This window comes from Pseudoroseicyclus sp. H15, assembly GCF_054353345.1.
In genome coordinates this window covers 25,058-46,548 of the sequence record NZ_JBTHJE010000005.1, presented here as the reverse complement: position 1 = coordinate 46,548, position 21,491 = coordinate 25,058, and the positions used below count along the sequence as shown (strand labels likewise).

Here is a 21,491-nt window from a genome sequence, read left to right as displayed (position 1 = left end):
GCGTCGTTCGGCCCGCGCTTGTCGTCTGCCGGGCTCATCGGCGCGTCCCGAAATCAATGCGGGGGTCGATGAACATGTAAGTCAGGTCCGTGATGATGCCGACGACGAGGCCGAGCAACGAGAAGGCGAAGAGCGTGCCGAACACCACCGGGTAATCGCGCGCGACCGTCGCCTCGAAGCCCAGCCGGCCGAGGCCGTCGAGCGAGAACAGCGTTTCGATGATGAGGGAGCCGCCGAAGAACACGCCGATAAAGAGCGCGGGGAAACCGGAGATGACGATGAGCATCGCATTGCGGAAGACATGGCCGTAGAGCACCCGCCGCTCCGTCAGGCCCTTGGCGCGGGCGGTCATGACGTACTGCTTCTTGATCTCGTCGAGGAAGGAATTCTTGGTCAGCATCGTCAGGCCCGCGAAGGCGCCGATCAGCCCCGCGAAGACCGGCAGCGTGATGTGCCAGAGGTAATCGAGGATCTTGCCGCCGAGGCTGAGCGTCTCGAAATCGCTGCTGGTCAGCCCCCTGAGCGGGAATATTCGCCAGTAACTGCCGCCCGCGAACAGCACGATCAGCAGGATGGCGAAGAGGAAGCCGGGGATCGCGTAGCCCACGATGATGGCGCCGGATGTCCAGGTGTCGAAAGGCGTGCCGTCTTTCACCGCCTTGCGGATGCCGAGCGGGATCGAGACGATATAGGCCACCAGCGTGGACCACAGGCCCAGTGTCAGCGAGACGGGCAGCTTTTCTTTCACCAGCTCGACGACGGAGATCGAGCGGAAGTAGCTCTCGCCGAAATCGAAGCGGATGTAGTTCCACATCATGTCGAGGAAGCGCTCCAGCGGCGGCTTGTCGAAGCCAAATTCGCGCTCGAGCTGCTCGATGAAGGCCGGCGGCAGGCCGCGGGCGCCGATGTAGCGGTCGTTGGGCGAACTGCCGCCGCTGCCCCGCCCGGCACTGTCGCTCTGGTCGCCGAGACTGATGTCGCCCGAGCCTCCGGAGATCGTCTCGAAGACGTCGCCCCGGCCCTGCATCTGGGCAATGACCTGCTCGATCGGGCCGCCAGGCACGAATTGCACGAGCACGAAGTTGATGACCATGATGCCGAACAATGTCGGGATCACGAGCAGCAATCTGCGGATGATATAAGCGCCCATGCTCTCCCTTTGGGAAGCTGGTGGTTATGCGTCAGGCCCGGCGAGACGTTCCGTTACCGGAACGCCCCTTCGGTGCGAAGCTGCTCGGCGGCGTCCTGGTCGGCCCACCAGAAATCGAGCTGGCCGAGTGCATAGGGCGGCAGCTCGTCGGGGTGGCGATAGTAATCGTAATAGGCCACCCAGTACTTGCCGAGATACCACACCGGCACCATCCACAGATCGTGCCGCATGATCCGGTCGATGGCGCGCACGCCGGCGGCCATCTCGTCGCGGCTCTTCGCGTTGGCAACCGAGGGGATCAGCGCATCGACGGCGGGGTTGGAGTAATACGCCGGGTTGAACACGTCGCCCAACCCGTCAGAGCCGAAGCGCTGGCCCAGGCTCTCGCCCTCTTCGAGACCCACCGAATAGCCCGCGAAGGTCATGTCGTAGTCGAAGGTGTTCAGCCGCTCGGTGTACTGGCTGGGGTCGATCCGGTTGTAGACGGCGTCGATGCCCAGCGCCTTGAGGTTGTCGATGTAGGGGATGAGGATGCGGTCGAAGCTGGGGGAGTAGAACAGGAACTCCACGCTCAGCGGCTCGCCATCTTTCTGCATCACGCCGTTGACCACCTCGTAGCCAGCCTCCTCGAGCAGGCCGAGCGCCTGGCGCAGATTGCTGCGGTCGAGCTGGCTTTCGCCGGAGGTGTGCGGCATGCGCGCCTCGTCCGTCAGGATCGAGGGGTCGAGCATGTCGGAGACGCTTTCCAGCAGCTCCAGCTCGCGGCCCTCGGGCACGCCGGTGGCTTCGAGATCGCTGTTCTCCCAGAAGCTCTCGCGCTGCTGGAAGAGCCCGTATTGCAGCGTGTTGTTCGTCCAGGTGAAGTTGTACATCAGCGCCAGCGCTTCGCGCACACGCAGGTCAGAAAACTTGTCTTTCTGCATGTTGAAGATGAAGCCGGTCGCATTCGGCAGGTCGCCATCCGGCAGCTCTTCCGTCACCACCCAGCCGTTGTCGAGCGCGGGAAAGTCATAGGCCGTCGCCCAGTTGAGCGAGGAATTTTCCTGGCGGAAGGTGAATTCGCCGGCCTTGAACGCCTCGAAAGCGGCCGTGGTGTCAGCGAAATACTCCACGCGGATGGTATCGAAATTGTCGCGGCCGCGATTGAAGGGGATGTCTTCCCCCCACCAGTCGGGGACCTTCTTGTAGATGATCTGGCTGTTGATGTCGTAGCTGTCGAGCATGTAGGCGCCCGTGCCCGGCGGGATCTCGAAGCTCGACTCGTCCAGCCGGAAGCCCGTTTCCTCGAACCAGTGCTTCGGGCGGGCAGAGACGGCGCCGGCCTGGATGATCGCGTCGTTCGAGGCAAAGCCCTCGCCCAGCGCGAAACGCACAGTGTAATCGTCGAGCGCCTCGACCTCGGGCAGCATCTCGCTGACGACAGAGGCGAAGCTCGCGGTGCCCTGCTCGATGGAGATGTTGTGGCTGAAGACGATGTCTTCCGCCGTCATCGGCTCGCCGTCAGAGAAGGTGACATCGTCGCGCAGGTTGAAGATGATCCAGTCGCGCTCATCGGGGTCGGCCGGGTATTCCATCGTGGTGCAGAGGTAGCAGTAGACGGCGCCCACCTCGTCAGCCGTGCCCTGCACGATGCTTTCGAAGCCGATGCTCGACAGCGCGCCGGGCGTGCCCTCTTTGGTGGCATAGGGGTTCATGTTGTCGAACGTGCCCTGCGCCCAGATCGATATCTCGCCGCCCTTCGGCGCATCCGGGTTCACATAGGCCAGATGCTCGAAATCCGCCGGCAGGGCGAGTTCGCCGAAGTTGGAATAGCCGTGCGAGATGATCGTCTGCTCGCCGTCGCGCTCGCCCAGCGTGGCGCCCTCGGGAATGCGAAACTCGGAGGCCGGAGCGTCGCCCGCTGCGGCATCGTCCTGCGCGTGCAGCGCGCCAGAGGCCAGCAGGGCCGCGATGCCGATGCCGGTGGCCAGCACGAAGCGCCAGGGGGCCTCGGCGGGAACGGCGCGCGCCAGGGCGCGCGGAGATCGGGTCGACGGCTGGCCAGGGCGATGTGGCATGACTCACTCCTGTCATGAACGGGTGATAAACCTTGCGATCAGGCTAATGGGCCGAACCGACGATATTCAAGTTGAGATTGCGTTAACCTTCCGTGATCGCACGCCGGGCTGCACGGCTTTCTCGGCACGCCCGCATTCCCCGCATAGCAGAACGCCCGGCACCTTGCGGGCCGGGCGTTGCAAGCTGATCAGGTTCGCCGGCCTCAGCCGTCGAGCGTGTCGAGCCAGGCGATGATGTTGGCGCGGTCCTGGATCGAGCGCAGGCCGGCGTAGCTCATCTTCGTGCCGGGGGCGAAGCCCTGCGGATCGGTCAGGAAGGCGTTCAGAACTTCCGGCGTCCAGACATCGGCATGCTCTTCGAGCGCGCCGGAATAGGAATAGCCGGCGACCGTATCGACGCCACGGCCGACGACGCCATACAGCGTGGGGCCCGTCATGTTGGTGTCGGGCTCGATGGAGTGGCACGAGCGGCAGTTGCGGAAGACGCCTTCGCCGGCGGCCGGGTCGGCATTGGCGTAGACCTCTTCGAACGTCGGGCCTTCATCGGCCACCTCGCCCGTATCGGCGCCCTCTTCGGGCACTTCGACGACATAGGCCTGCACGTCACCGTCGTGCGAACCCACGTGGTACACCTCTTCCGCCACCCACTTGCCGAGCAGGAAGACGAGGAACGTGCCGGCAAATCCACCGAGCACCTTGGTAAAGGTCATTGTGTCGAACATGCCGCGTGACGCCCCTTTGCCGAATTTTGCGACCGTGTAGCCCTTTCGCCCTGCCCAGTGCAAGGTGTAGTGGCGCGGCCAATTGCCCGCCCCGTACGGGCGGAAGGACATGCCCATGACGACGCCGAAAATCGCCTTTCAAGGCGAGCTTGGAGCTTACGGCCACCAGGCTTGCCAAGATGCTAAGCCCGAATACGAACCGCTCCCCTGCCCAACCTTCGAAGCGGCGCTCGATGCCGTGCGCTCCGGCGAGGCCGAGCTGGGGATGATTCCGGTGGACAATTCCACCTATGGCCGCGTCGCCGACGTGCACCAGCTTCTGCCCGAAAGCGGGCTGCATATCATCGAGGAGGCCTTCGTGCGCGTGCGCATCGCGGTGATGGCCCCGAAAGGCGCGACGCTGGAGAGCCTCAAACGCGTGCGCGCCATGACCATCCTGCTCGGCCAGGCCCGCGGCTTTCTGCGCGCGCATGACCTCGCCCCCCTAGGCTGGTCGGACAATGCCGCCGCCGCCCGCGCGGTGGCCGAACTGAACGACCCCGCCGAAGGCGCGCTTGCCTCGGCGCTGGCCGCCGATGTCTACGGGCTGAACGTGCTTGCGGATGGAATCGAGGACGAGGCCAACAACACCACGCGCTTCTACATCATGGCGCGCGAGGCCGATCACTCGCGCCGGGGCGATACCGGCATGATCACCTCCTTCGTCTTCCGCGTGCGCAACATTCCCGCCGCGCTCTACAAGGCGATGGGGGGCTTCGCGACGAACGGCGTCAACATGACCAAGCTGGAGAGCTACATGGTGGGCGGCAACTTCACCGCCACGCAGTTCTACGCCGAGATCGAGGGGCACCCCGATGACGCCGCCGTGCAGCGCGCGCTCGAAGAGCTGGACTATTTCACCGATTATCTGCACGTCATGGGGGTCTTCCCCGCCGCCAAGCCCCACCACGCCACCTGAAAGGGAGCGCCCGATGACCGGAGAGCTTTCCCCCGCCGCGCAGGCCATCTTCGACGCCGGCGAGCCCCCGACGCCCTTCCGCATGATCGGGCTCGATCACGTGGTGCTGCTGGTCGGCGACATGGGCGAGGCGCTGCGATTCTACTGCGACGTGCTGAGCTGCCGGCCGGGCTATTCCTTCCCGCATCTGGCGATGGAGCAGCTCTGGTGCGGCCCGCAACTGATCGTGCTTGTCGACATCTCTGACGAGAAGGCCGCTGGCATGGTTCCCCCCGTCACCGGCGGGCGCAATGTCGATCATGTCTGCCTGAACATCACTGCTTGCTCGCGCGAGACTCTTCGCGCCCATTTCGCCGCCCATGGCGTCGCCATCGAAACCGAGGCGCTGCATTCCGGCGCGCGGGGCATGGGCGAGAGCACCTATATTCACGATCCCTGGGGCAACAGGCTCGAGATCAAGGGACCGCCGATCCTATGAACGACATGACAGACATCGACGATTCCGTGGACGACGCCACCGAGACCGGCGGAGACATCCATGTGCTCTTCGCCGGCGCGCCGAGCTCGGGCGAGTTCCGCAAGCTGCGCAAGCGCATCATCCGCTCCACCCGCGAGGCGATCGACCGCTACGGGATGATCGAGCCGGGCGGCAAATGGCTCGTCTGCCTCTCCGGCGGCAAGGACAGCTACACCCTGCTCGCCGCGCTGACAGAGCTGCAATGGCGGGGCCTGCTGCCGGTGGAGATTCTCGCCTGCAACCTCGATCAGGGGCAGCCAAACTTCCCCGCGACCGTGCTGCCGGAGTTTCTTGAGCGGATGGGCGTGCCGCACCGCATCGAGTATCAGGACACCTATTCCATCGTGAAGGACAAGGTGCCCGCCGGGCGCACCTATTGCGCGCTCTGCTCGCGGCTGCGGCGCGGCAACCTCTACCGTATCGCGCGCGAGGAAGGCTGCACCGCCGTCGTCCTTGGCCATCACCGCGACGATATTCTGGAGACGTTCTTTCTGAACCTCTTCCACGGCGGCAAGCTGGCGACCATGCCGCCGAAGCTGCTGAATGACGAGGGCGATCTCTTCGTCTATCGCCCCCTCGCCCATGTCGCCGAGGCCGATTGCGAGCGCTTCGCCCGCGCGCTGAACTATCCGATCATCCCCTGCGATCTGTGCGGCAGCCAGGACGGGCTGCAGCGCCAGCAGATCAAGGGCATGCTCGACGATTGGGAAAAGCGCGCGCCGGGCCGGCGGCAGAAGATGTTTTCGGCCCTGATGAACACGCGGCCGAGCCATCTGCTCGACCCGGAGCTGTTTGATTTCGCCGCGTTAGCGCGAACTGCCGGCGATAGTAACAATTTGAACGAAACAATCGGACCGTCGTAACTGTCATACCATTGGCATGCGGTATCCTTTCCTTGACGGTGCTCGCGCATAACGTGCGCACCGGAAAGGGTGATCGGCATGACAATCCGCGCAGGAAAACTGCGTATAGATGGCCTGAAGGGGCAATTCGGCCCGGCGCGCAAACGCCGTGTGGCCCTCGCCTGCTTTGCCGTCGGGATTGGACTTTCACTGCTATTCGCCGCCGTGGCCGACGGCGCCGGTATTGACCAGCCGATGAATGCCGCGATCATCGGCGTGGTCGTCTTCCTCGTTCCAGCCGCGATTGGCCTGCACCTGCTCGACAGTGCCAGCCGCGCCTCCTCGCGTATCGACAGGGTGACGGGGCTGCCAGGGCGCGAGGATTTGCTGCACTTTCTGGCTGAGGAGGCGTCTCGCGGGGCCCGGGGCGCGGCCACGATCTTCATCGAGATCGACGGCTTCAAGACGATCGAAGAGGGGCATACCCGCGCCTCGGTGGAAGATATCCTGCGCCGCACCGCCGCCCGCCTGCGGGAAACTCTGGGCGACCGCGACATGCTCGTCCGACTCGACGGGCCGGCTTTCGGCGTCGCCCCGGCGCCTGAGCTTGGCTACACGCTCGAGGGCGCCATGACACTGGCCGGCCGGCTGCAGCACGCCCTCGGTCGCGGCATGCAGGTGGGCGAAATGAACGTCTATCTCACCGCCTGCGTCGGCATCGCCCTTGGCAGCCGCACCCTTTGCCCCGGCGCCGAAGGGATGCTGCAGGCTGCCAACACCGCCCTGATCGAGGCGCAGCGTTCCGGCTCTGGCGCCATCCGCTCTTACTCGGAATCCATGCGCAATCGCATCGCCAGCCGCAACGGGCTGGCGTGGGAGGTGTCGAGCGCGCTCGACAAGGGCGAGATTGTGCCCTTCTTCCAGCCGCAGATCTCGTCAGAGACGCGCGCCATTTCCGGCATGGAAACACTGGCCCGCTGGTATCACCCCGTGCGCGGCCTGATCCCCCCGGCGGAGTTTCTGCCGGCGCTGGAGCAATCGGGTATGATGGACCGGCTGGGTGAGCACATGCTGCGCCAGGCCCTCATCACCCTCAGCGACTGGGACAAGGCCGGCTTCGACGTGCCGCAGATCGCCGTCAACTTCTCCGGCGCCGAGCTGGGCGACCCGCAACTGGTCGACAAGATCGGTTTCGAGCTGGATCGCCGAGGCGTGTCGCCGCGCCGGCTGGTGATCGAGGTGCTGGAAACCGTCGTCGCCGGCACCGCTGAAGACAATGTGCTGCGCAACCTCTCGGGCCTCACCCGGCTGGGCTGCTGGGTGGATCTCGATGATTTCGGCACGGGCCATGCCTCGATCACCACGATCCGCCGTTTCTCGATCCAGCGCATCAAGATCGACCGGTCGTTCATCACGCGCATCAACGAGGATGTCGATCAGCAGAACATGGTGGGCGCCATCCTCACCATCGCCGAAAAGCTCAACCTCGACACGCTGGCAGAAGGCGTCGAGACCCCCGAAGAGATCGAGATGCTCGCCCGGCTCGGCTGCGCGCATCTGCAGGGCTTCGGCATCGGCCGGCCCATGCCGCGGGCCGAGGTGGAAGAGTGGATGCGCCAGCGCATGAGTGTCGGCAGCGCGCCGATTCCCCTGCCTTCGCGGGCCGTCTAGGGGCACGGCGGGGCCGGGCTGCGTGCGGGCTGGCCGCCGAAGCCCCCGGCATCGGGCCCGTCTCTGCAAGGTGAAAAAGCTGCGGCACAATCCGCTTGACCTTTGAACCCGGCACCTATTGAACCCTGCTGATTATCGCACAGGGCAGGCAACGGGGCGATCATGGACGAAAACAACCGGAACCTCATCATCGCGACCGGCCTCTCAATGGCGGTTATGCTGGTGTGGCTTTTCCTGTTCCCACCGCAACCGGCCGAAGACACCCCGCTGCCCGAAGACGCGACGGCGACCAGTGTCGAGACCGACCCCTCCGCTGCCACGACGCCGCAGGCGAACGGTGCCGCCGGCACCGCCACAGCCGGAGACCCGGTCGACAGCGCTGCCGAAGCACCCCGCATCGAGATCGACACGCCCAACCTCGTGGGCTCGCTGTCGCTGCTCGGCGGCCGGTTCGACGATCTGCGCCTCGCCAATTACCGCGAAACGCTCGACCCCGACTCCGACCTCGTGCGCCTGCTCACGCCCCGCGGCGACGAGTTTTCCTATTACGCCGTTTACGGCTGGGCCCCTGCCGGCGGCCTTCCCGCCGATGCCGTGCCCGGCCCCAACACCCTGTGGGAGCTGGAAGCGGGCGAGGTGCTCACCCCCGACAGCCCCATCGAGCTGGTGTGGGACAATGGCGCCGGCCTGATCTTCCACCGCACGATCTCGGTCGATGAAGAATTCATGTTCAACATCGCCCAGACGGTGGAGAACACCGGCGACAGTGCCGTCTCGCTCGCCCCCTACGGTTTCGTCGCCCGCCATGGCACGCCCGATCACCGGGTGCTCTGGATCCAGCACGAAGGCCTCGTGCGGATGACGGATGGCGCGCTCGAAGAGGTGAAATACGCCAAGTTCGAAGATCTCGACCCGGCCGCCAACGGCGGCGTGGCCGAGACAGTTCAGGCAACCGAGAGCGGCTGGATCGGATTCTCCGACACCTACTGGATGACCAACCTCATCCCCGATTCCGGGTCGCCCTTCACTTCGACCGCCCGCTACAACGAGGCGACGGGCATCTACCAGGTCGAGGTTCTGCACCCCACCATCACCGTCCAGCCCGGCGCGACCGAAGAGGCCGATGGCCGCTTCTTCGCCGGCGCCAAGGAATGGGAGGTCCTGCGCGACTACCAGAACTTCGGGGGCATCGACCGCTTCCTCGACTCGATCGACTGGGGCTGGTTCTTCTTCCTGACCAAGCCGATCTTCTGGGTGCTGCACCACATCCATGCCCTCATCGGGAACATGGGCTGGTCGATCATCATCCTCACGCTCTTCCTCAAGGCGCTCGTCTTCCCGCTTGCCTACAAATCCTACGTCTCGATGGCCCGCATGCGCGAGCTGCAGCCCGAGATGGAGAAGCTGAAGGAATCGGCCGGCGACGACCGTGAGAAGATGCAGAAGGGCATGATGGAGCTCTACAAGAAGAACAAGGTGAACCCGGCCTCTGGCTGTGTGCCCGTGCTCTTCCAGATCCCCATCTTCTTCTCGCTCTACAAGGTGATCATCAACACGATCGAGCTGCGGCACGCCCCGTGGATCGGCTGGATTCGCGACCTCTCGGCGCCCGACCCGTCGTCGATCCTCAACCTCTTCGGCCTGCTGCCCTATGCGCCGCCGGACCAGGGCTCGATCCTGTTCATCCTGTCGCTCGGCGTGCTGCCGATCTTCCTCGGCATCTCGATGTGGCTGCAGCAGAAGCTGAACCCGGCCCCCGCCGACGCCACGCAGAAGATGATCTTCGCCTGGATGCCCTGGGTCTTCATGTTCATGCTGGGCAGCTTCGCCAGCGGCCTCGTGCTCTACTGGATCACCAACAACACGGTGACCTTCATCCAGCAGTACACGATCATGCGGCTGCACGGGCATAAGCCCGACGTTTTCGGCAACATCCGCTCGTCGTTCAAGCGGCGGCAGGATGAAGCGGCGGCGAACAGCAACGCCAAGTCGAGGAGCAAATGACAGGTGTTCTTGCCGGCATCGTCCGGCACCCGATCAAGTCGATCGGCTATGAAGAGCTGAAGCGCGTCTCTCTGACAGAGGGGCGCGCGCTGCCTTTCGACAGGCATTGGGCCGTGGCGCATGAGGCTGCGAAGTTCCCCCTGCACGAGCTGCAGGGCTGGGCCGCCAAACTGAACTTCGTGCGCGGCGTCGCCGCCGCCCCGCTGATGGCGGTGAAGGCGCGGATGGCGGAAGGCAAGGTCACGCTCTCGCACCCGAACCGCGAAGAGATCACCATCGACCCCGCCAACCAGGCCGACGAGCTGATCGCCTGGCTCGCCCCGCTCTGGCCCGACAGCCGCCCTGCCCCCCGGTCTGTCGAAGTAGCGGGCGACAAGGCCCTCACCGACGTGCCGCAGCCCTTCGTCTCGCTCCTCAGCACCAGCACCAACCGGGCGGTGGGCGAGCAGCTCGGGGCCGAGTTGTCGATGCACCGCTGGCGCGGCAACCTTTGGGTCGACGCTTGGGAGCCCTTCGCGGAGTTTGACCTGCTCGGCCGCCACATCGCCATCGGCGACACCATGCTGCGCGTCGAAGAGCGGATCACCCGCTGCGAGGCGACCACCGGCAACCCGGTGACGGGCGAGAAGGATCTCGACACGCTGGGCGCGCTCGAGGCCGGCTGGGGCCACCGCGATTTCGGCGTCTACTGCCGGGTCATCTCCTCCGGCGACATCACCCTGGGCGACGAGGTACGGCTGCCATGACCACCCTGCCCTTCCCGCTTGTCGATGCACCTGAGCCTGAAGAGGCCGAAGCCGGCCGCAAGCTCTTTGCCGGCGAGGTCGAGTTCCTCAAGGGCGTCGTCGCGATGGACGGCCTGCCGCCTTCTGACCGGCCCGAGATCTGCTTTGCCGGGCGCTCCAACGTGGGCAAGTCGACGCTGATCAACGCTCTGACGGGCCGCAAGGCGCTCGCCCGCGCCTCGAACACGCCGGGCCGCACGCAGGAGATCAACTTCTTCACGCTGGCAGAGAGCCATTACCTGGTCGACCTGCCCGGCTACGGCTTTGCCGAGGCGCCCCTGCCCAAGGTGCAGGCGTGGCAGCGGCTATTGAAGGCCTATCTCTCGGGCCGGCCCAACCTGCGTCGGGCCTTCGTGCTGATCGACAGCCGCCACGGCGCCAAGCCGGTGGATGAAGAGATCATGTCGCTGCTCGACAGCGCCGCCGTGACCTTTCAGGTCGTGATGACCAAGGCCGACAAGGTGAAAGCCGCCGATCGCGAGCGCGCGCTGAACGCCACGCGCACCGCGCTCGCCCGCCACCCCGCGGCCTTTCCGCAGATCGTGCAGACGTCGTCGGAAAAGGGCGATGGCATCGCCACGCTGCGCGCGATCATCTCGCAGATCGGCTGACCGGCGCCGGATTGCCGCTTTGAGGGCGGCGGTCACAGCCATCGCGCTTGACATGAGCCGCCCCGCGCTACCCTTGGCGTCGAGGGTGGGAATGGTTACCACCCCCTGAACGTGGACCCGGAGATGAAGACACAGGACATGGATCGCGACTGGCTGACAACCGCCCGCACGCTTCAGAAGGCCCTGCCCTATATGCAGCGCTATTCCGGCGCCGTGGTCGTGGTGAAATTCGGCGGCAACGCCATGGGCGGTGTCGAGGAGATGGCCGATTTCGCCCGCGACATCGTGTTGATGCGTCAGGTGGGGGTGAATCCCATCGTGGTGCATGGCGGCGGGCCGATGATCAACGAGATGCTGGGCAAGCTCGGCATCGAATCGACCTTCGTCAACGGCAAGCGCGTGACCGACAAGGCGACCGTCGAGGTCGTCGAGATGGTGCTGACCGGCCTCGTCAACAAGCGCATCGTGCAGGCGATCATGGATGAAGGCGGCCGCGCCGTGGGCTTGTCGGGCAAGGACGATGACCTGATGGTCTGCGAGGCCGACGACCCCGAGCTGGGCTTCGTGGGCCGGCCTATAGAGATGAACGTTCAGGTGCTGCGCGACCTCTTCAAGGCCGGCATCATCCCGGTCATCGCCCCCGTGGCGACGGGCATGGACCCCAACGAGACCTTCAACGTCAACGGCGACACCGCCGCCGGCGCCATCGCCGGCGCTCTGAAAGCCGACCGCCTGCTGCTGCTGACCGATGTGCCCGGCGTGAAGGACAAGGACGGCAATGTCGTGACCCAGCTCAGCCCCGAGCAGGTGCGCGCGATGATCGCTGACGGCACGATCTCGGGCGGGATGATCCCCAAGGTGGAGACGGCGCTGAAGGCGGTGGACGAGGGCGTGCGCGCCGCCGTCATCATCAATGGCAAGCTGCCGAACGCGGCCCTGCTGGAGCTATTCACCGAGCATGGCGCCGGCTCGATCATCCGCGCGACCGAACCGCGGGTGCCTGCCAGCGGCGAATGAGCCGGCTCGCCGCCATTGCCGGCGCCGCCGCCCCGCTGGGGCTGGAGGTGGCCGGCCATTGCGCGGCAGAGCCGAACGACGGGCTGGGAGAGGCGCGGAGCATCGTGCTCCTCTCCCCCGCCGAGCCGGGCTTCTGGCCACTCTTCCAGACCTCTCCCGAAGCGCAGGACGGCCTGCCTGACGCCATGGACCGCTGGTCAACGCGCATCGTCACCGCCCTGGCGGTGGAGATGGGGGCAACCCCGCTCTTCCCCTTCGGCGGGCCACCCTGGCACCCGTTCATCGGCTGGGCCCTGCGCACGGGCCGCGCTTGGGCCTCACCCGTGACGCTACTGGTGCATGAGAGGGCCGGGCTCTTCTTCTCGGTGCGCGGCGCGCTGGCGCTGAGCGAGCCGCTGGAACCCGCCTCCCCCGCCACGCGCCCATGCAACGACTGCGCCGCGCCCTGCCTTCCTGCCTGCCCGCCACGGGCGCTCACCGAAGAGGGCTATGATGTGCCGGCCTGTCACGGCTGGCTTGACAGAAAGGCCGGCGCCATGTGCATGGATGGGGGTTGCCTGGTGCGACGTGCCTGCCCCGTGGGAGCAGACCGCCGCGCCGAGGCGCAATCTGCATATCACATGAAGGCCTTTCACCCGTGAAGCGACTGATCCTCACCCGTCATGCCAAGTCCGACTGGGACCAGGAGGCCCCGGATCACGCGCGCCCGCTCAACAAGCGCGGTCGTCGGGCGGCGCCGCTGATCGGCCAATGGCTGGAGGCGGGTGGATATCTGCCCGATCTGGTGCTGTGTTCCGATTCCAAGCGCACGCGCGAGACGCTGGCGCTGATCCTGGCGGAATGGGAGAGCTGGCCGCCGGTGCGGCAGCGCAAGTCGCTCTATAACGCCTCGGCGGCGCGTATCCGCGAGATCGTGCAGGGCGAGACCACGGCGAAGGCCATCCTCATCATCGCGCATAACCCTGGCATCGGCGCGCTGGCCGGCGACCTGCTGGCCGAGGCGCCCAGCCACGAGCGGTTCGAGGATTACCCGACGGGCGCCACCAGCGTGATCGATCTGGAGATCGAAGATTGGGCGCGGCTCTCGAAGGGTTGCGGACGGCTGGTGGATTTCACCATTCCGGCGGATCTGGGCTGAGGCACGGCGATGCACGGGATTATTGGCAAGATCGTCGCATTGCCCGGTAAGCGGGACGAGCTGCGCGGGCTGCTGGCGGAAGGTTGCATCGTGCTGCCGGGCTGCACGAGCTATGTGGTGGCCGAAGATATCGATGAGATCGACGTGCTCTGGATCACCGAGATCTGGGAGAGCGCCGAGGCGCATTCCACCGCGCTGCGCTCGCCGGGATTTCTCGACATCGTCACGCGCATCAAGCCGACGACGGCGTCGATTGATAGGGTGGCTACGACGCATCCGGTAGCCGGGGCATGAGGCACGAAAAAGGGCGGCCCGAGCCGCCCCCTCGTCGCCCCCTTGCGGGCGCGCCTCGGATCAGTGCCCGAGGATCTGGCTGAGGAACAGCTTGGTGCGCTCGCTCTTGGGGTTGTTGAAGAACTCCTCGGGCTCGTTCTGCTCGACTATCTGGCCTTGATCCATGAAGATCACCCTATTGGCGACCTGCCGGGCGAAGCCCATCTCGTGCGTGACGCAGAGCATGGTCATGCCCTCCTGCGCCAGCTCGATCATGGTATCGAGCACTTCCTTGATCATCTCGGGGTCGAGCGCCGAGGTCGGCTCGTCGAAGAGCATGATGCGGGGCCGCATGCAGAGCGAGCGCGCGATGGCCACCCGCTGCTGCTGGCCGCCCGAGAGCTGGCCGGGATACTTGTCGGCCTGCTCGGGGATCTTCACCTTTTCCAGGAAGTGCATCGCCGTCTCTTCGGCTTCCTTCTTCGGCGTCTTGCGCACCCAGATCGGCGCCAGCGTGCAGTTCTCAAGGATCGTCAGATGCGGGAAGAGGTTGAAGTGCTGGAAGCACATGCCAACCTCGGAGCGCACCTTGTCGATATTCTTCAGGTCAGACGACAGCTCGGTGCCATCGACGACGATCTTGCCCGACTGGTGCTCTTCCAGCCGGTTGATGCAGCGGATCAGCGTGGATTTCCCCGAGCCCGAGGGCCCGGCGATGACGATGCGCTCGCCGCGATAGACGGTGAGGTCGATGTCGCGCAGCACGTGAAAGGTGCCGAACCACTTGTTCATCCCGGCGATCTGTACGGCGACCTCGTCGCTCACCTTCAGCTTCGAGCGGTCGATCGTCAGGTCTGTATCGAGTGCAGACATGGAAGGTCTCCTTAACGGTGCTCGCGGGTGAGCTTGCGTTCCAGATATTGGGAATATTGGGACATGCCGAAGCAGAAGACCCAGAAGAGGATGCCGATGAACAGAAAGAGCTCCCAGTAGATGCCGTTCCAATCGGTCGTGGCACGGATGGAGTTGCTCAGGCCGATCGGGTCGAGCAGGCCGATGAACACCACCAGCGTCGTATCCTTGAATAGGCCGATGAAGGTAGAAACGATGCCGGGAATGGCGATCTTCAGGCCCTGCGGCAGGATGATGAGCCGCATGGATTGCCAGTAATCGAGCCCCAGTGCATCAGCCGCCTCGTATTGGCCCTTCGGCAGGGCCGCGAGGCCGCCGCGCACCACCTCGGCGATATAGGCCGCCGAGAAGAGCGTCACCATGATGATGACGCGCAGCATAATGTCGAAGTTCGTGCCCGGCGGCAGGAAATAGTTGAGCAGCAGCGAGGCGGTGAACAGCCACACGATCAGCGGCACGCCGCGGATCAGCTCGATGAAGCCGACCGAGATCTTGTTGATCAGGAAGAGGTCCGACTGCCGGCCCAGCGCCAGAAGGATGCCGAGCGGCAGCGAAAGGATGATGCCGGTGACCCCGATGACGAAGGAGAGCAGGAAGCCCCCGAAATCCTTCGAGTTCACCTGTTCAAGGCCGATGGGCGCGAAGCTGGTGAAGGCGGCGGTCAGCGGACCGACAAGGAAGAACCAGTAGAGCACCGGCACGAAGATGGCCGCGAGGGTAGCGCCCAGCGTGCCGATCACCGGCGTCAGGAACCGCACGCAGGCCCAGCCAATGACGAAGCCCAGCGCCACGAACAGCGGCCCCCAGATGGCCCCGCCCCAAAGGAGCATGAACATCAGGAAGGGCGCGACGGCGGTGAACCACAGCATCTGGCGCGGCAGCTTGTCGAAGAGCACCGGGGCGATGGCCCCGAAGAACACCACCAGCGCCAGGATCGGGCGCCAGTAGAGATGGCGCGGATAGAAGCCGAAGAGCAGCTGCTGCCAGCGGTCGGTGATGACGGCGAAGCAGGCTGCATCCACCCCCGGCCCGTAGCGGGCGTCGCGGATCTCGCGGCACTGGGCCAGCGAATCCGCCTGCCAGATGCCACGGAACATCCAGGGCAGGGTATGCGCCAGCACATAATAGATCAGCGCCAGCGCCGCGATGGTCAGCAGCCCGTTCAGCCAGCCGGAGAACAGATTCTCGCGCAGCCATTTGAGCGCGCCCTGCTCGGTGATGGGCGGCTCTTTCTGGGCAAGCATGGTCTCGCGCACATAGGCGAGATCGGCTTCGGATTGAGTATCGGCCATCTCACCGCTCCCTTAGTTTGACGCGGTTGTTGTAGATATTCATCACGCCCGAGATGATCAGCGAGATCACCAGGTAGAAGAGGCCAAGCAGCAGCATCCCCTCCAGCTCCTTGCCGGTCTGGTTGATCGTGATGCCGCCCAGCGTGGAGCGGACATCCATGTACCCAACGGCAATGGCGAGCGAGGAGTTCTTCGTCAGGTTCAGGTATTGCGAGATCAGCGGCGGGATGATGACCCGCAGCGCCTGCGGCAGGATGACGAGGCGCATCGTCGTGCCGCCCCGCAGGCCCAGCGCATACGCGGCCTCTGTCTGGCCTTTAGAGATGGCGAGGATACCGCCGCGCACGATCTCGGCGATGAAGGCGCCGGTATAGAGCGACAGCGCCAGCCAGAGGGCGATCAGCGAGTTGCGCACCTGGATGCCGCCGGAGAAGTTAAAGCCCCCAAGCTCGGGATAGGCCAGGCTGATCGGCCGGCCGAGGATGAAGAACGCCAGCACCACCGGCACGATGAGGATGGCGATCGACGGCCAGAGCACCGGCACGACCTTGCCCTCGTCAAAGAGCTTCTTCACCGCGCGGCGGCGCCACCAGACGATGGCGGCGATGGAGAGAAGGAAGACCAGGCCGACGATCCACGCGCCCGCGCCCCAGATGGGGGCCGGGATGAAGACACCGCGGTTGGTGATGGCAACGGAGTCCCACAGCAGCATCGACGCGTCTGCCATGCCGTTCTCATCGAGGCGGAAGTCGCGGGGCTGCGGGGTGGCTTCCGTCATCAGCGCGAAGATCAGGATGATCCACAGCAGCAGCGGAATGTTGCGGAAGGCTTCGACATATACCGTCATCAGCCGCCCGATGACCCAGTTCTTCGACAAGCGGAGCACGCCGGCGATCACGCCGATCACCGTGGCGGTAACGCAGCCGAGGAAGGCAACCAGCAGCGTGTTGAGGATGCCGACGAGCGCTGCACGGGCATGCGTGTAGCCGCTGTCATAAGGGATCAGGGTCTGGTTGATGTCGTACCCGGCACGCTGGCCGAGGAAGCCAAAGTCGAAATCCTTACCGAGCGCGGCGAGGTTTTCGATGGTGTTGTTGATGAGCCAGCCAAAGAACGTCAGCAGCACGATCAGCGCGACGATCTGGATCGTCATCGAGCGATAGCGCGTGTCGTAGATCAGTTGGCTTAGCCGGAATCCCCCGTCCGGCGCGGACGCGTCTGTCGTCGTGGACATGTTGTCTCCCCGGCGAGACGCCCTCCTTCCCGGTGCCGGTTTATCCCGGCTTCTCGATCAGGGCGGCCCGATACTGTCCAATGTGGTTCAAGCACGGAGGCGGACAGGCCCCGGCTTCATTATTGGAAAGGGGCGCCGCTTTGCGCGGCGCCCCCTCCTGTTGTCTTACCGGAACGGCGGTGCGTAGAGCAGGCCACCGTTGGTCCATTGCGCGTTCAGGCCGCGCGCCAGACCGATCGGGGTGCTTTCACCGATGTTCTGCTCGAACAGCTCACCGTAGTTGCCGACCGCCATGATGGCGTTTTTGGCCCAGTCAGCGTCGAGGCCGAGCATGCCGCCCAGGTCACCTTCGGTGCCCAGCAGACGATTGATCTCAGGGTTGTCGGTGCCCTGGCTCAGCTCTTCCACGTTGGCAGAGGTGACACCGTATTCTTCGGCAGCGATCAGCGCATTGAGCGTCCAGCGCGCGATGTCGCCCCAGTCGTTGTCGCCGTGGCGAACGAGCGGGCCGAGCGGCTCTTTCGAGGTGATTTCCGGCAGGATCACGTGATCGCCGGGGTTCTCGAAGGTGGCACGCGTGGCGGCGAGGCCGGAGGCGTCCGTCGTATACACGTCACAGGCGCCGGCAAGGTACTGCTGCTGGGCCTCGGCGTTGGTTTCGATCGGCACCGGCTCGTAGCTGATGTTGTTGACGCGGAAGTAGTCCGCGAGGTTCAGCTCCGTCGTGGTGCCGGTCTGGATGCAGACCGTCGCGCCGTCGAGTTCCTTGGCCGAAGAAACGCCAAGCGCCTTCGGGACCATGAAGCCCTGACCGTCGTAGTAGTTGATGCCGACAAATTCGAACTTCAGGTCGACGTCGCGGCTGAAGGTCCAGGTGGTGTTCCGGGCCAGCAGGTCGATCTCGCCAGAGGCAAGGGCGGTGAAGCGCGTCTGGCCCGTGGTGGGCACGAAGTTCACGGCCGTCGGGTCGCCGAGCACGGCGGCGGCAACAGCGCGGCAGATGCCGACGTCGAAGCCTTCCCATTCACCGTTGGCATCGGGCGCCGCGAAGCCAACGAGGCCCGTGGTCACGCCGCAATTGAGAACGCCAGCTTCTTTGACGTCATCGAGCGTGGCGGCACTGGCCGCGCCGGCAGCAAGACCAGCAACGGTCAGCGCGCCGAAAAGAACGGATGTTTTCATATCAACCTCTTCCTGATGTCCTTCCACCGTCGCCGGCGAAGGTTTTTTGTCCCGGCTCTGCAACGAGTCGGCTTCGAGCGTTTGAGGGTCGCCCCCCTGTCGATGCGTTAAGCTTGGGCGAATTCCCAAGCCGCGGTCAAGGCTTCGGTCACCCCCGGGGCGGGGTTGACGCCCAATAAAGTGGCGATTCAAAGCGATTTGGGTGCTGGGTGACCGGGAAGGCAGCGCCGTAAAATAGCGGTTTGGCGCTGTTGCTTGATTGGTCAGTCAAGAAACGCCGCCCGCTCCTTGGGCGATTCACCCCTGCCGGGCGGCTGCCAGAAACGCTGCGGCATCAAGAAAGGCTGTGCGCTTCACCTCGGCCCGCGCATCAGCCTCTTCATCGGCGCCCCATTGATCGCGCTGCCAATTCTCGTCGATCCGGCTCATCGACCAGGCGGCCTCCGGCTCCAACCGGCCCTGCAGCACGGCGAGCGCCAGGATGAGCGAGCCGGAGAGATCGACGAGGTCGTGAAAGCCGGCGAGTTCGAAATCGCTGAGCGCATCGACATGGGCGCGCAGTCGGGCGAGCGAGCTTTCGGGCTGATCGACCGCCATGACACCTTGCGTCACTTCAAGCGGCGCGCCGAGGCTTTCGGCGGCCCAGGCGAGCAGCGGGTCCCACGCCGCGGATTCGCGGGCGACAAGCTCGGCGGGGGATTCGGCGCGGTAGCAGAGCAGATCGGTACTGCCGTAGCCGGCCAGCAGCTCGGCCACGCCGTCCCGTTGGGGCTCCACCTTCTCGATGGCGGAATTGGCGGTGCGGGTGGCGTGCATCGTCTCGGGCCGGATGATGCCCTCCTGCGCGCGCCAATCCTCCGCCACCCGCTCGGCCAGCGCCTGAGTGGGCAGCGCCAGCGGCTTGCGGCCCGGCGTGCGCACCGGCCGCCCATCGAGCATCACATGCCAGCCGCCCTCGCCCACCTCGATGGCGACCTCGCTCCAGAACACCTTCGCGGCCCATTCGGTCATGCCGGCACTCCCAACAACGCATCCACCGCACCCGGCAGCGCGGCGAAATCCTCGATCAGGGCGTCTGCGCCCAGCGTGTGCGGCTCGTGATAGCCCCAAGTCACCCCGATGCGGCCCAGGCCAGCGGCGGCCGCCATCTCCATGTCGAAGGTCGTGTCGCCCACCATCACCGCCCGCTCCGCGGGCACGCCGGCATCTGCGAGGCAGGCCTGCAACATGGAGGGATGCGGTTTGGAGGGGTGGGTGTCGGCCGTCTGGCGGCTGATGAAGAGGCCCTGCAGCCCGTGCCCCTCGATCAGCGCATCGAGCCCGCGGCGCGACTTGCCGGTGGCGACGGCCAGCAGCGTCTCTGGCTCATCCTGCAGCGCCTGCAGCGCGTCGCGCGCGCCGGGATAGAGCGGCGAGGAGGCCAGGGTGCCGGCCTCGCGGCGCAACTCGTGATAGGCGGCGCGGTAGCCCTCGGCGAGGCGCAGATGCGTTGCGGCATCCTCATGGCCGGTGAGCCGCGCCATCGCCACCTCCAGCGACAGTCCGACGATGGCCCGCACCTGGGCGCGCGGCGGCGGGGCGAGGCCAACGCTTTCGAAGGCGCGCGTCATCGCCGCGTGGATATGGCCCTCGCTGTCGACCAGCGTGCCGTCGACGTCGAACACCACGAGGCGCATCATTCCTCGTCCTCGAAGGGATCGGTCGCCGCGTCGCGCGGGTCCCAGCCGAAGAAATCCCAGGTGCGCTGCATATGCTCAGGCAAGGGGGCCGTGAGGGTGAGCATGGCGCCGGTGACGGGATGCTCGAGCGTGATCGAGCGGGCATGCAGATGCAGCTTGCGGCTGAGCGCGCCGCCCGCGGAGGCCCCCCAGCCGTCGCCGAGGTTCTCCTGCCCCGAGCCGCCGTATTTGCCGTCGCCCAGAATCGGATGGCCGATCTCGGCCATATGGGCGCGCAACTGGTGCGTGCGGCCGGTGATGGGCGCGAGCCCGACCCACGAGAGGCGCTGGCCCGCATTCTCGATGACGACGTAATCGGTCTGCGCGCGTTTGGCGCCCTCGACCTCGTTGATCTGGCCCGGGTGGATGGCACGCATCTTCTCGCCCTCGCCGCCCCGGCCACGGCCCGGCATCTTGGCGAGCGCGAACTTGATCGAGGCCTTGCGCGGCAGCGGCGCGCCGCCGACGACGGCCCAGTAGATCTTGCGGGTGTTGCGGTGGCGGAAGCCTTCACTCAGCCGACGAGCGACGCGATCGGTGCGGGCGAGCAGCAGGATGCCGGAGGTATCCTTGTCGAGCCGGTGCACCAGCTTGGGCTTTTCCTTGTAGCCGAACATGAGCGCAGAGCTCAGCCCGTCGACATGGCGCTCGCCCTGCCCCGAGCCGCCCTGGCTGGGCAGGCCCGGAGGCTTGTTGAGGGCGATGATGTGCTCGTCCTTCCACAAAACGGCATTGCGGATCATCTCCTCATCCGCCCTGACGGGCGGCTTCGGGGTGGCGGGAGCCGTCTTCTCCAGAGGCCCGAGCGGCGGGATGCGGATGGTCTGGCCATCCTCCACCCGGTCGGACGCCTTGGCGCGGGCGCCGTCGATGCGGATCTCGCCCTTGCGGCAGGCCTTCTCGATCCTGCCCTGGCCGAGGCCGGGGAATTGCTTCTTCAGCCAGCGATCGAGCCGCTGGTCGCCCTCGCCGGCCGGGACGATACGCTGCTCGGCACCGCTCATGTCAGGCTCCTTGCCAGAAGTAGGCCGCCCACGCAGGCCGAGACCGAGAGGACCAGCGAGAGCACCACATAGAGCCCAGCCGTGCCGGGCTGGCCACGCTCGAAGAGGGTGATCGCGTCGAGCGAGAAGGCCGAGAAGGTGGTGAAGCCACCGAGGAGGCCGGTCATCAGGAAGGGCGCGAAGCGGTTGGCCGACAATTCGGCCAGCACCACGATCAGACCACCCATGATGAACGAGCCGAGTATGTTCACCGCGAGCGTGCCATAGGGAAAGCCCGGCCCCATCAGCCGCAGCGTGCCGAGGCCGACCAGATAGCGGCAGGACGCGCCGAGCGCGCCGCCGATCGCGACTTGTCCGAGTGTGTTCAACATCGCGCTTCCCTCGCGCCGGGGGCGGGGCTTGTC

General features: G+C 65.6%; 22 protein-coding genes. 11 read left to right on the top strand and 11 right to left on the bottom strand.

Features of this window, described 5'->3' with window-relative positions; genetic code table 11:
* Positions 1 to 34: 34 nt before the first annotated feature.
* The 3 genes from ACXN5S_RS10930 to ACXN5S_RS10920 all read right to left on the bottom strand — a co-directional run bounded on the left by ACXN5S_RS10930 (position 35) and on the right by ACXN5S_RS10920 (position 3,929).
* Positions 35 to 1,150, bottom strand: a complete 1,116-nt coding sequence (locus tag ACXN5S_RS10930) for a microcin C ABC transporter permease YejB (protein ID WP_458605466.1) — start codon at positions 1,148 to 1,150, stop codon at positions 35 to 37.
* Positions 1,151 to 1,203: 53 nt separating this feature from the next.
* Positions 1,204 to 3,207 (bottom strand): extracellular solute-binding protein, encoded by a 2,004-nt coding sequence (locus tag ACXN5S_RS10925; RefSeq protein ID WP_458605465.1) that lies wholly within the window; start codon positions 3,205 to 3,207, stop codon positions 1,204 to 1,206.
* Positions 3,208 to 3,410: 203 nt separating this feature from the next.
* Positions 3,411 to 3,929: a c-type cytochrome gene (locus ACXN5S_RS10920; protein ID WP_458605464.1), complete on the bottom strand. Its 519-nt coding sequence runs from the start codon at positions 3,927 to 3,929 to the stop codon at positions 3,411 to 3,413.
* A gap of 115 nt (positions 3,930 to 4,044) precedes the next feature.
* On the opposite strand from ACXN5S_RS10920, the gene ACXN5S_RS10915 reads away from it, so the two are divergent.
* From ACXN5S_RS10915 to ACXN5S_RS10865, 11 genes are all read left to right on the top strand, one after another.
* A complete protein-coding gene (locus ACXN5S_RS10915; protein ID WP_458605463.1) occupies positions 4,045 to 4,887 on the top strand; it encodes a prephenate dehydratase in 843 nt (280 codons plus the stop codon).
* Positions 4,888 to 4,900: 13 nt separating this feature from the next.
* Entirely contained in the window at positions 4,901 to 5,365 is a 465-nt protein-coding gene (locus tag ACXN5S_RS10910; RefSeq protein WP_458605462.1) for a VOC family protein, read from the top strand.
* On the top strand, positions 5,362 to 6,267 hold the full coding sequence (ttcA, locus tag ACXN5S_RS10905; protein ID WP_458605461.1) for a tRNA 2-thiocytidine(32) synthetase TtcA: 906 nt from the start codon (positions 5,362 to 5,364) through the stop codon (positions 6,265 to 6,267). Before ACXN5S_RS10910 ends, ttcA begins: the two co-directional genes overlap by 4 nt.
* Before the next feature lie 78 nt (positions 6,268 to 6,345).
* Complete coding sequence (locus ACXN5S_RS10900; protein ID WP_458605460.1) at positions 6,346 to 7,917, top strand: putative bifunctional diguanylate cyclase/phosphodiesterase; 1,572 nt, start codon at positions 6,346 to 6,348, stop codon at positions 7,915 to 7,917.
* A gap of 162 nt (positions 7,918 to 8,079) precedes the next feature.
* The gene (yidC, locus tag ACXN5S_RS10895; protein ID WP_458605459.1) at positions 8,080 to 9,921 is read left to right on the top strand and encodes a membrane protein insertase YidC; all 1,842 of its coding nucleotides are present in this window, start codon (positions 8,080 to 8,082) and stop codon (positions 9,919 to 9,921) included.
* Positions 9,918 to 10,667: an MOSC domain-containing protein gene (locus ACXN5S_RS10890; RefSeq protein ID WP_458605458.1), complete on the top strand. Its 750-nt coding sequence runs from the start codon at positions 9,918 to 9,920 to the stop codon at positions 10,665 to 10,667. The genes yidC and ACXN5S_RS10890 overlap by 4 nt, the downstream gene beginning before the upstream one ends.
* A complete protein-coding gene (gene yihA / locus ACXN5S_RS10885; RefSeq protein ID WP_458605457.1) occupies positions 10,664 to 11,317 on the top strand; it encodes a ribosome biogenesis GTP-binding protein YihA/YsxC in 654 nt (217 codons plus the stop codon). Before ACXN5S_RS10890 ends, yihA begins: the two co-directional genes overlap by 4 nt.
* Positions 11,318 to 11,440: 123 nt before the next feature.
* Positions 11,441 to 12,334, top strand: a complete 894-nt coding sequence (gene argB / locus ACXN5S_RS10880; protein WP_458605456.1) for an acetylglutamate kinase — start codon at positions 11,441 to 11,443, stop codon at positions 12,332 to 12,334.
* Positions 12,331 to 12,975, top strand: coding sequence for a ferredoxin (locus tag ACXN5S_RS10875; RefSeq protein ID WP_458605455.1), 645 nt, complete (start codon positions 12,331 to 12,333; stop codon positions 12,973 to 12,975). The genes argB and ACXN5S_RS10875 overlap by 4 nt, the downstream gene beginning before the upstream one ends.
* Positions 12,972 to 13,472, top strand: coding sequence for a SixA phosphatase family protein (locus ACXN5S_RS10870; RefSeq protein ID WP_458605454.1), 501 nt, complete (start codon positions 12,972 to 12,974; stop codon positions 13,470 to 13,472). The genes ACXN5S_RS10875 and ACXN5S_RS10870 overlap by 4 nt, the downstream gene beginning before the upstream one ends.
* Before the next feature lie 9 nt (positions 13,473 to 13,481).
* The gene (locus tag ACXN5S_RS10865) at positions 13,482 to 13,766 is read left to right on the top strand and encodes a putative quinol monooxygenase (protein WP_458605453.1); all 285 of its coding nucleotides are present in this window, start codon (positions 13,482 to 13,484) and stop codon (positions 13,764 to 13,766) included.
* Positions 13,767 to 13,826: 60 nt separating this feature from the next.
* Here ACXN5S_RS10865 and ACXN5S_RS10860 read toward each other — a convergent pair whose 3' ends face one another.
* The 8 genes from ACXN5S_RS10860 to crcB all read right to left on the bottom strand — a co-directional run bounded on the left by ACXN5S_RS10860 (position 13,827) and on the right by crcB (position 21,458).
* Entirely contained in the window at positions 13,827 to 14,618 is a 792-nt protein-coding gene (locus ACXN5S_RS10860; RefSeq protein WP_458605452.1) for an amino acid ABC transporter ATP-binding protein, read from the bottom strand.
* A gap of 11 nt (positions 14,619 to 14,629) precedes the next feature.
* Positions 14,630 to 15,949 carry an amino acid ABC transporter permease gene (locus ACXN5S_RS10855; RefSeq protein WP_458605451.1) on the bottom strand — a complete coding sequence of 440 codons (1,320 nt, stop codon included), beginning with the start codon at positions 15,947 to 15,949 and terminating at the stop codon, positions 14,630 to 14,632.
* A gap of 1 nt (position 15,950) precedes the next feature.
* The gene (locus ACXN5S_RS10850; RefSeq protein WP_458605450.1) at positions 15,951 to 17,183 is read right to left on the bottom strand and encodes an amino acid ABC transporter permease; all 1,233 of its coding nucleotides are present in this window, start codon (positions 17,181 to 17,183) and stop codon (positions 15,951 to 15,953) included.
* 165 nt (positions 17,184 to 17,348) lie between these two features.
* The gene (locus ACXN5S_RS10845; protein ID WP_458605449.1) at positions 17,349 to 18,365 is read right to left on the bottom strand and encodes an amino acid ABC transporter substrate-binding protein; all 1,017 of its coding nucleotides are present in this window, start codon (positions 18,363 to 18,365) and stop codon (positions 17,349 to 17,351) included.
* 297 nt (positions 18,366 to 18,662) lie between these two features.
* Entirely contained in the window at positions 18,663 to 19,376 is a 714-nt protein-coding gene (locus ACXN5S_RS10840) for an ATP12 family chaperone protein (protein ID WP_458605448.1), read from the bottom strand.
* The gene (locus ACXN5S_RS10835; RefSeq protein ID WP_458605447.1) at positions 19,373 to 20,044 is read right to left on the bottom strand and encodes an HAD-IA family hydrolase; all 672 of its coding nucleotides are present in this window, start codon (positions 20,042 to 20,044) and stop codon (positions 19,373 to 19,375) included. The genes ACXN5S_RS10840 and ACXN5S_RS10835 overlap by 4 nt, the downstream gene beginning before the upstream one ends.
* Entirely contained in the window at positions 20,041 to 21,087 is a 1,047-nt protein-coding gene (locus ACXN5S_RS10830) for an RluA family pseudouridine synthase (RefSeq protein ID WP_458605446.1), read from the bottom strand. Before ACXN5S_RS10830 ends, ACXN5S_RS10835 begins: the two co-directional genes overlap by 4 nt.
* On the bottom strand, positions 21,084 to 21,458 hold the full coding sequence (gene crcB / locus ACXN5S_RS10825; RefSeq protein WP_458605445.1) for a fluoride efflux transporter CrcB: 375 nt from the start codon (positions 21,456 to 21,458) through the stop codon (positions 21,084 to 21,086). Before crcB ends, ACXN5S_RS10830 begins: the two co-directional genes overlap by 4 nt.
* Positions 21,459 to 21,491: the final 33 nt, after the last annotated feature.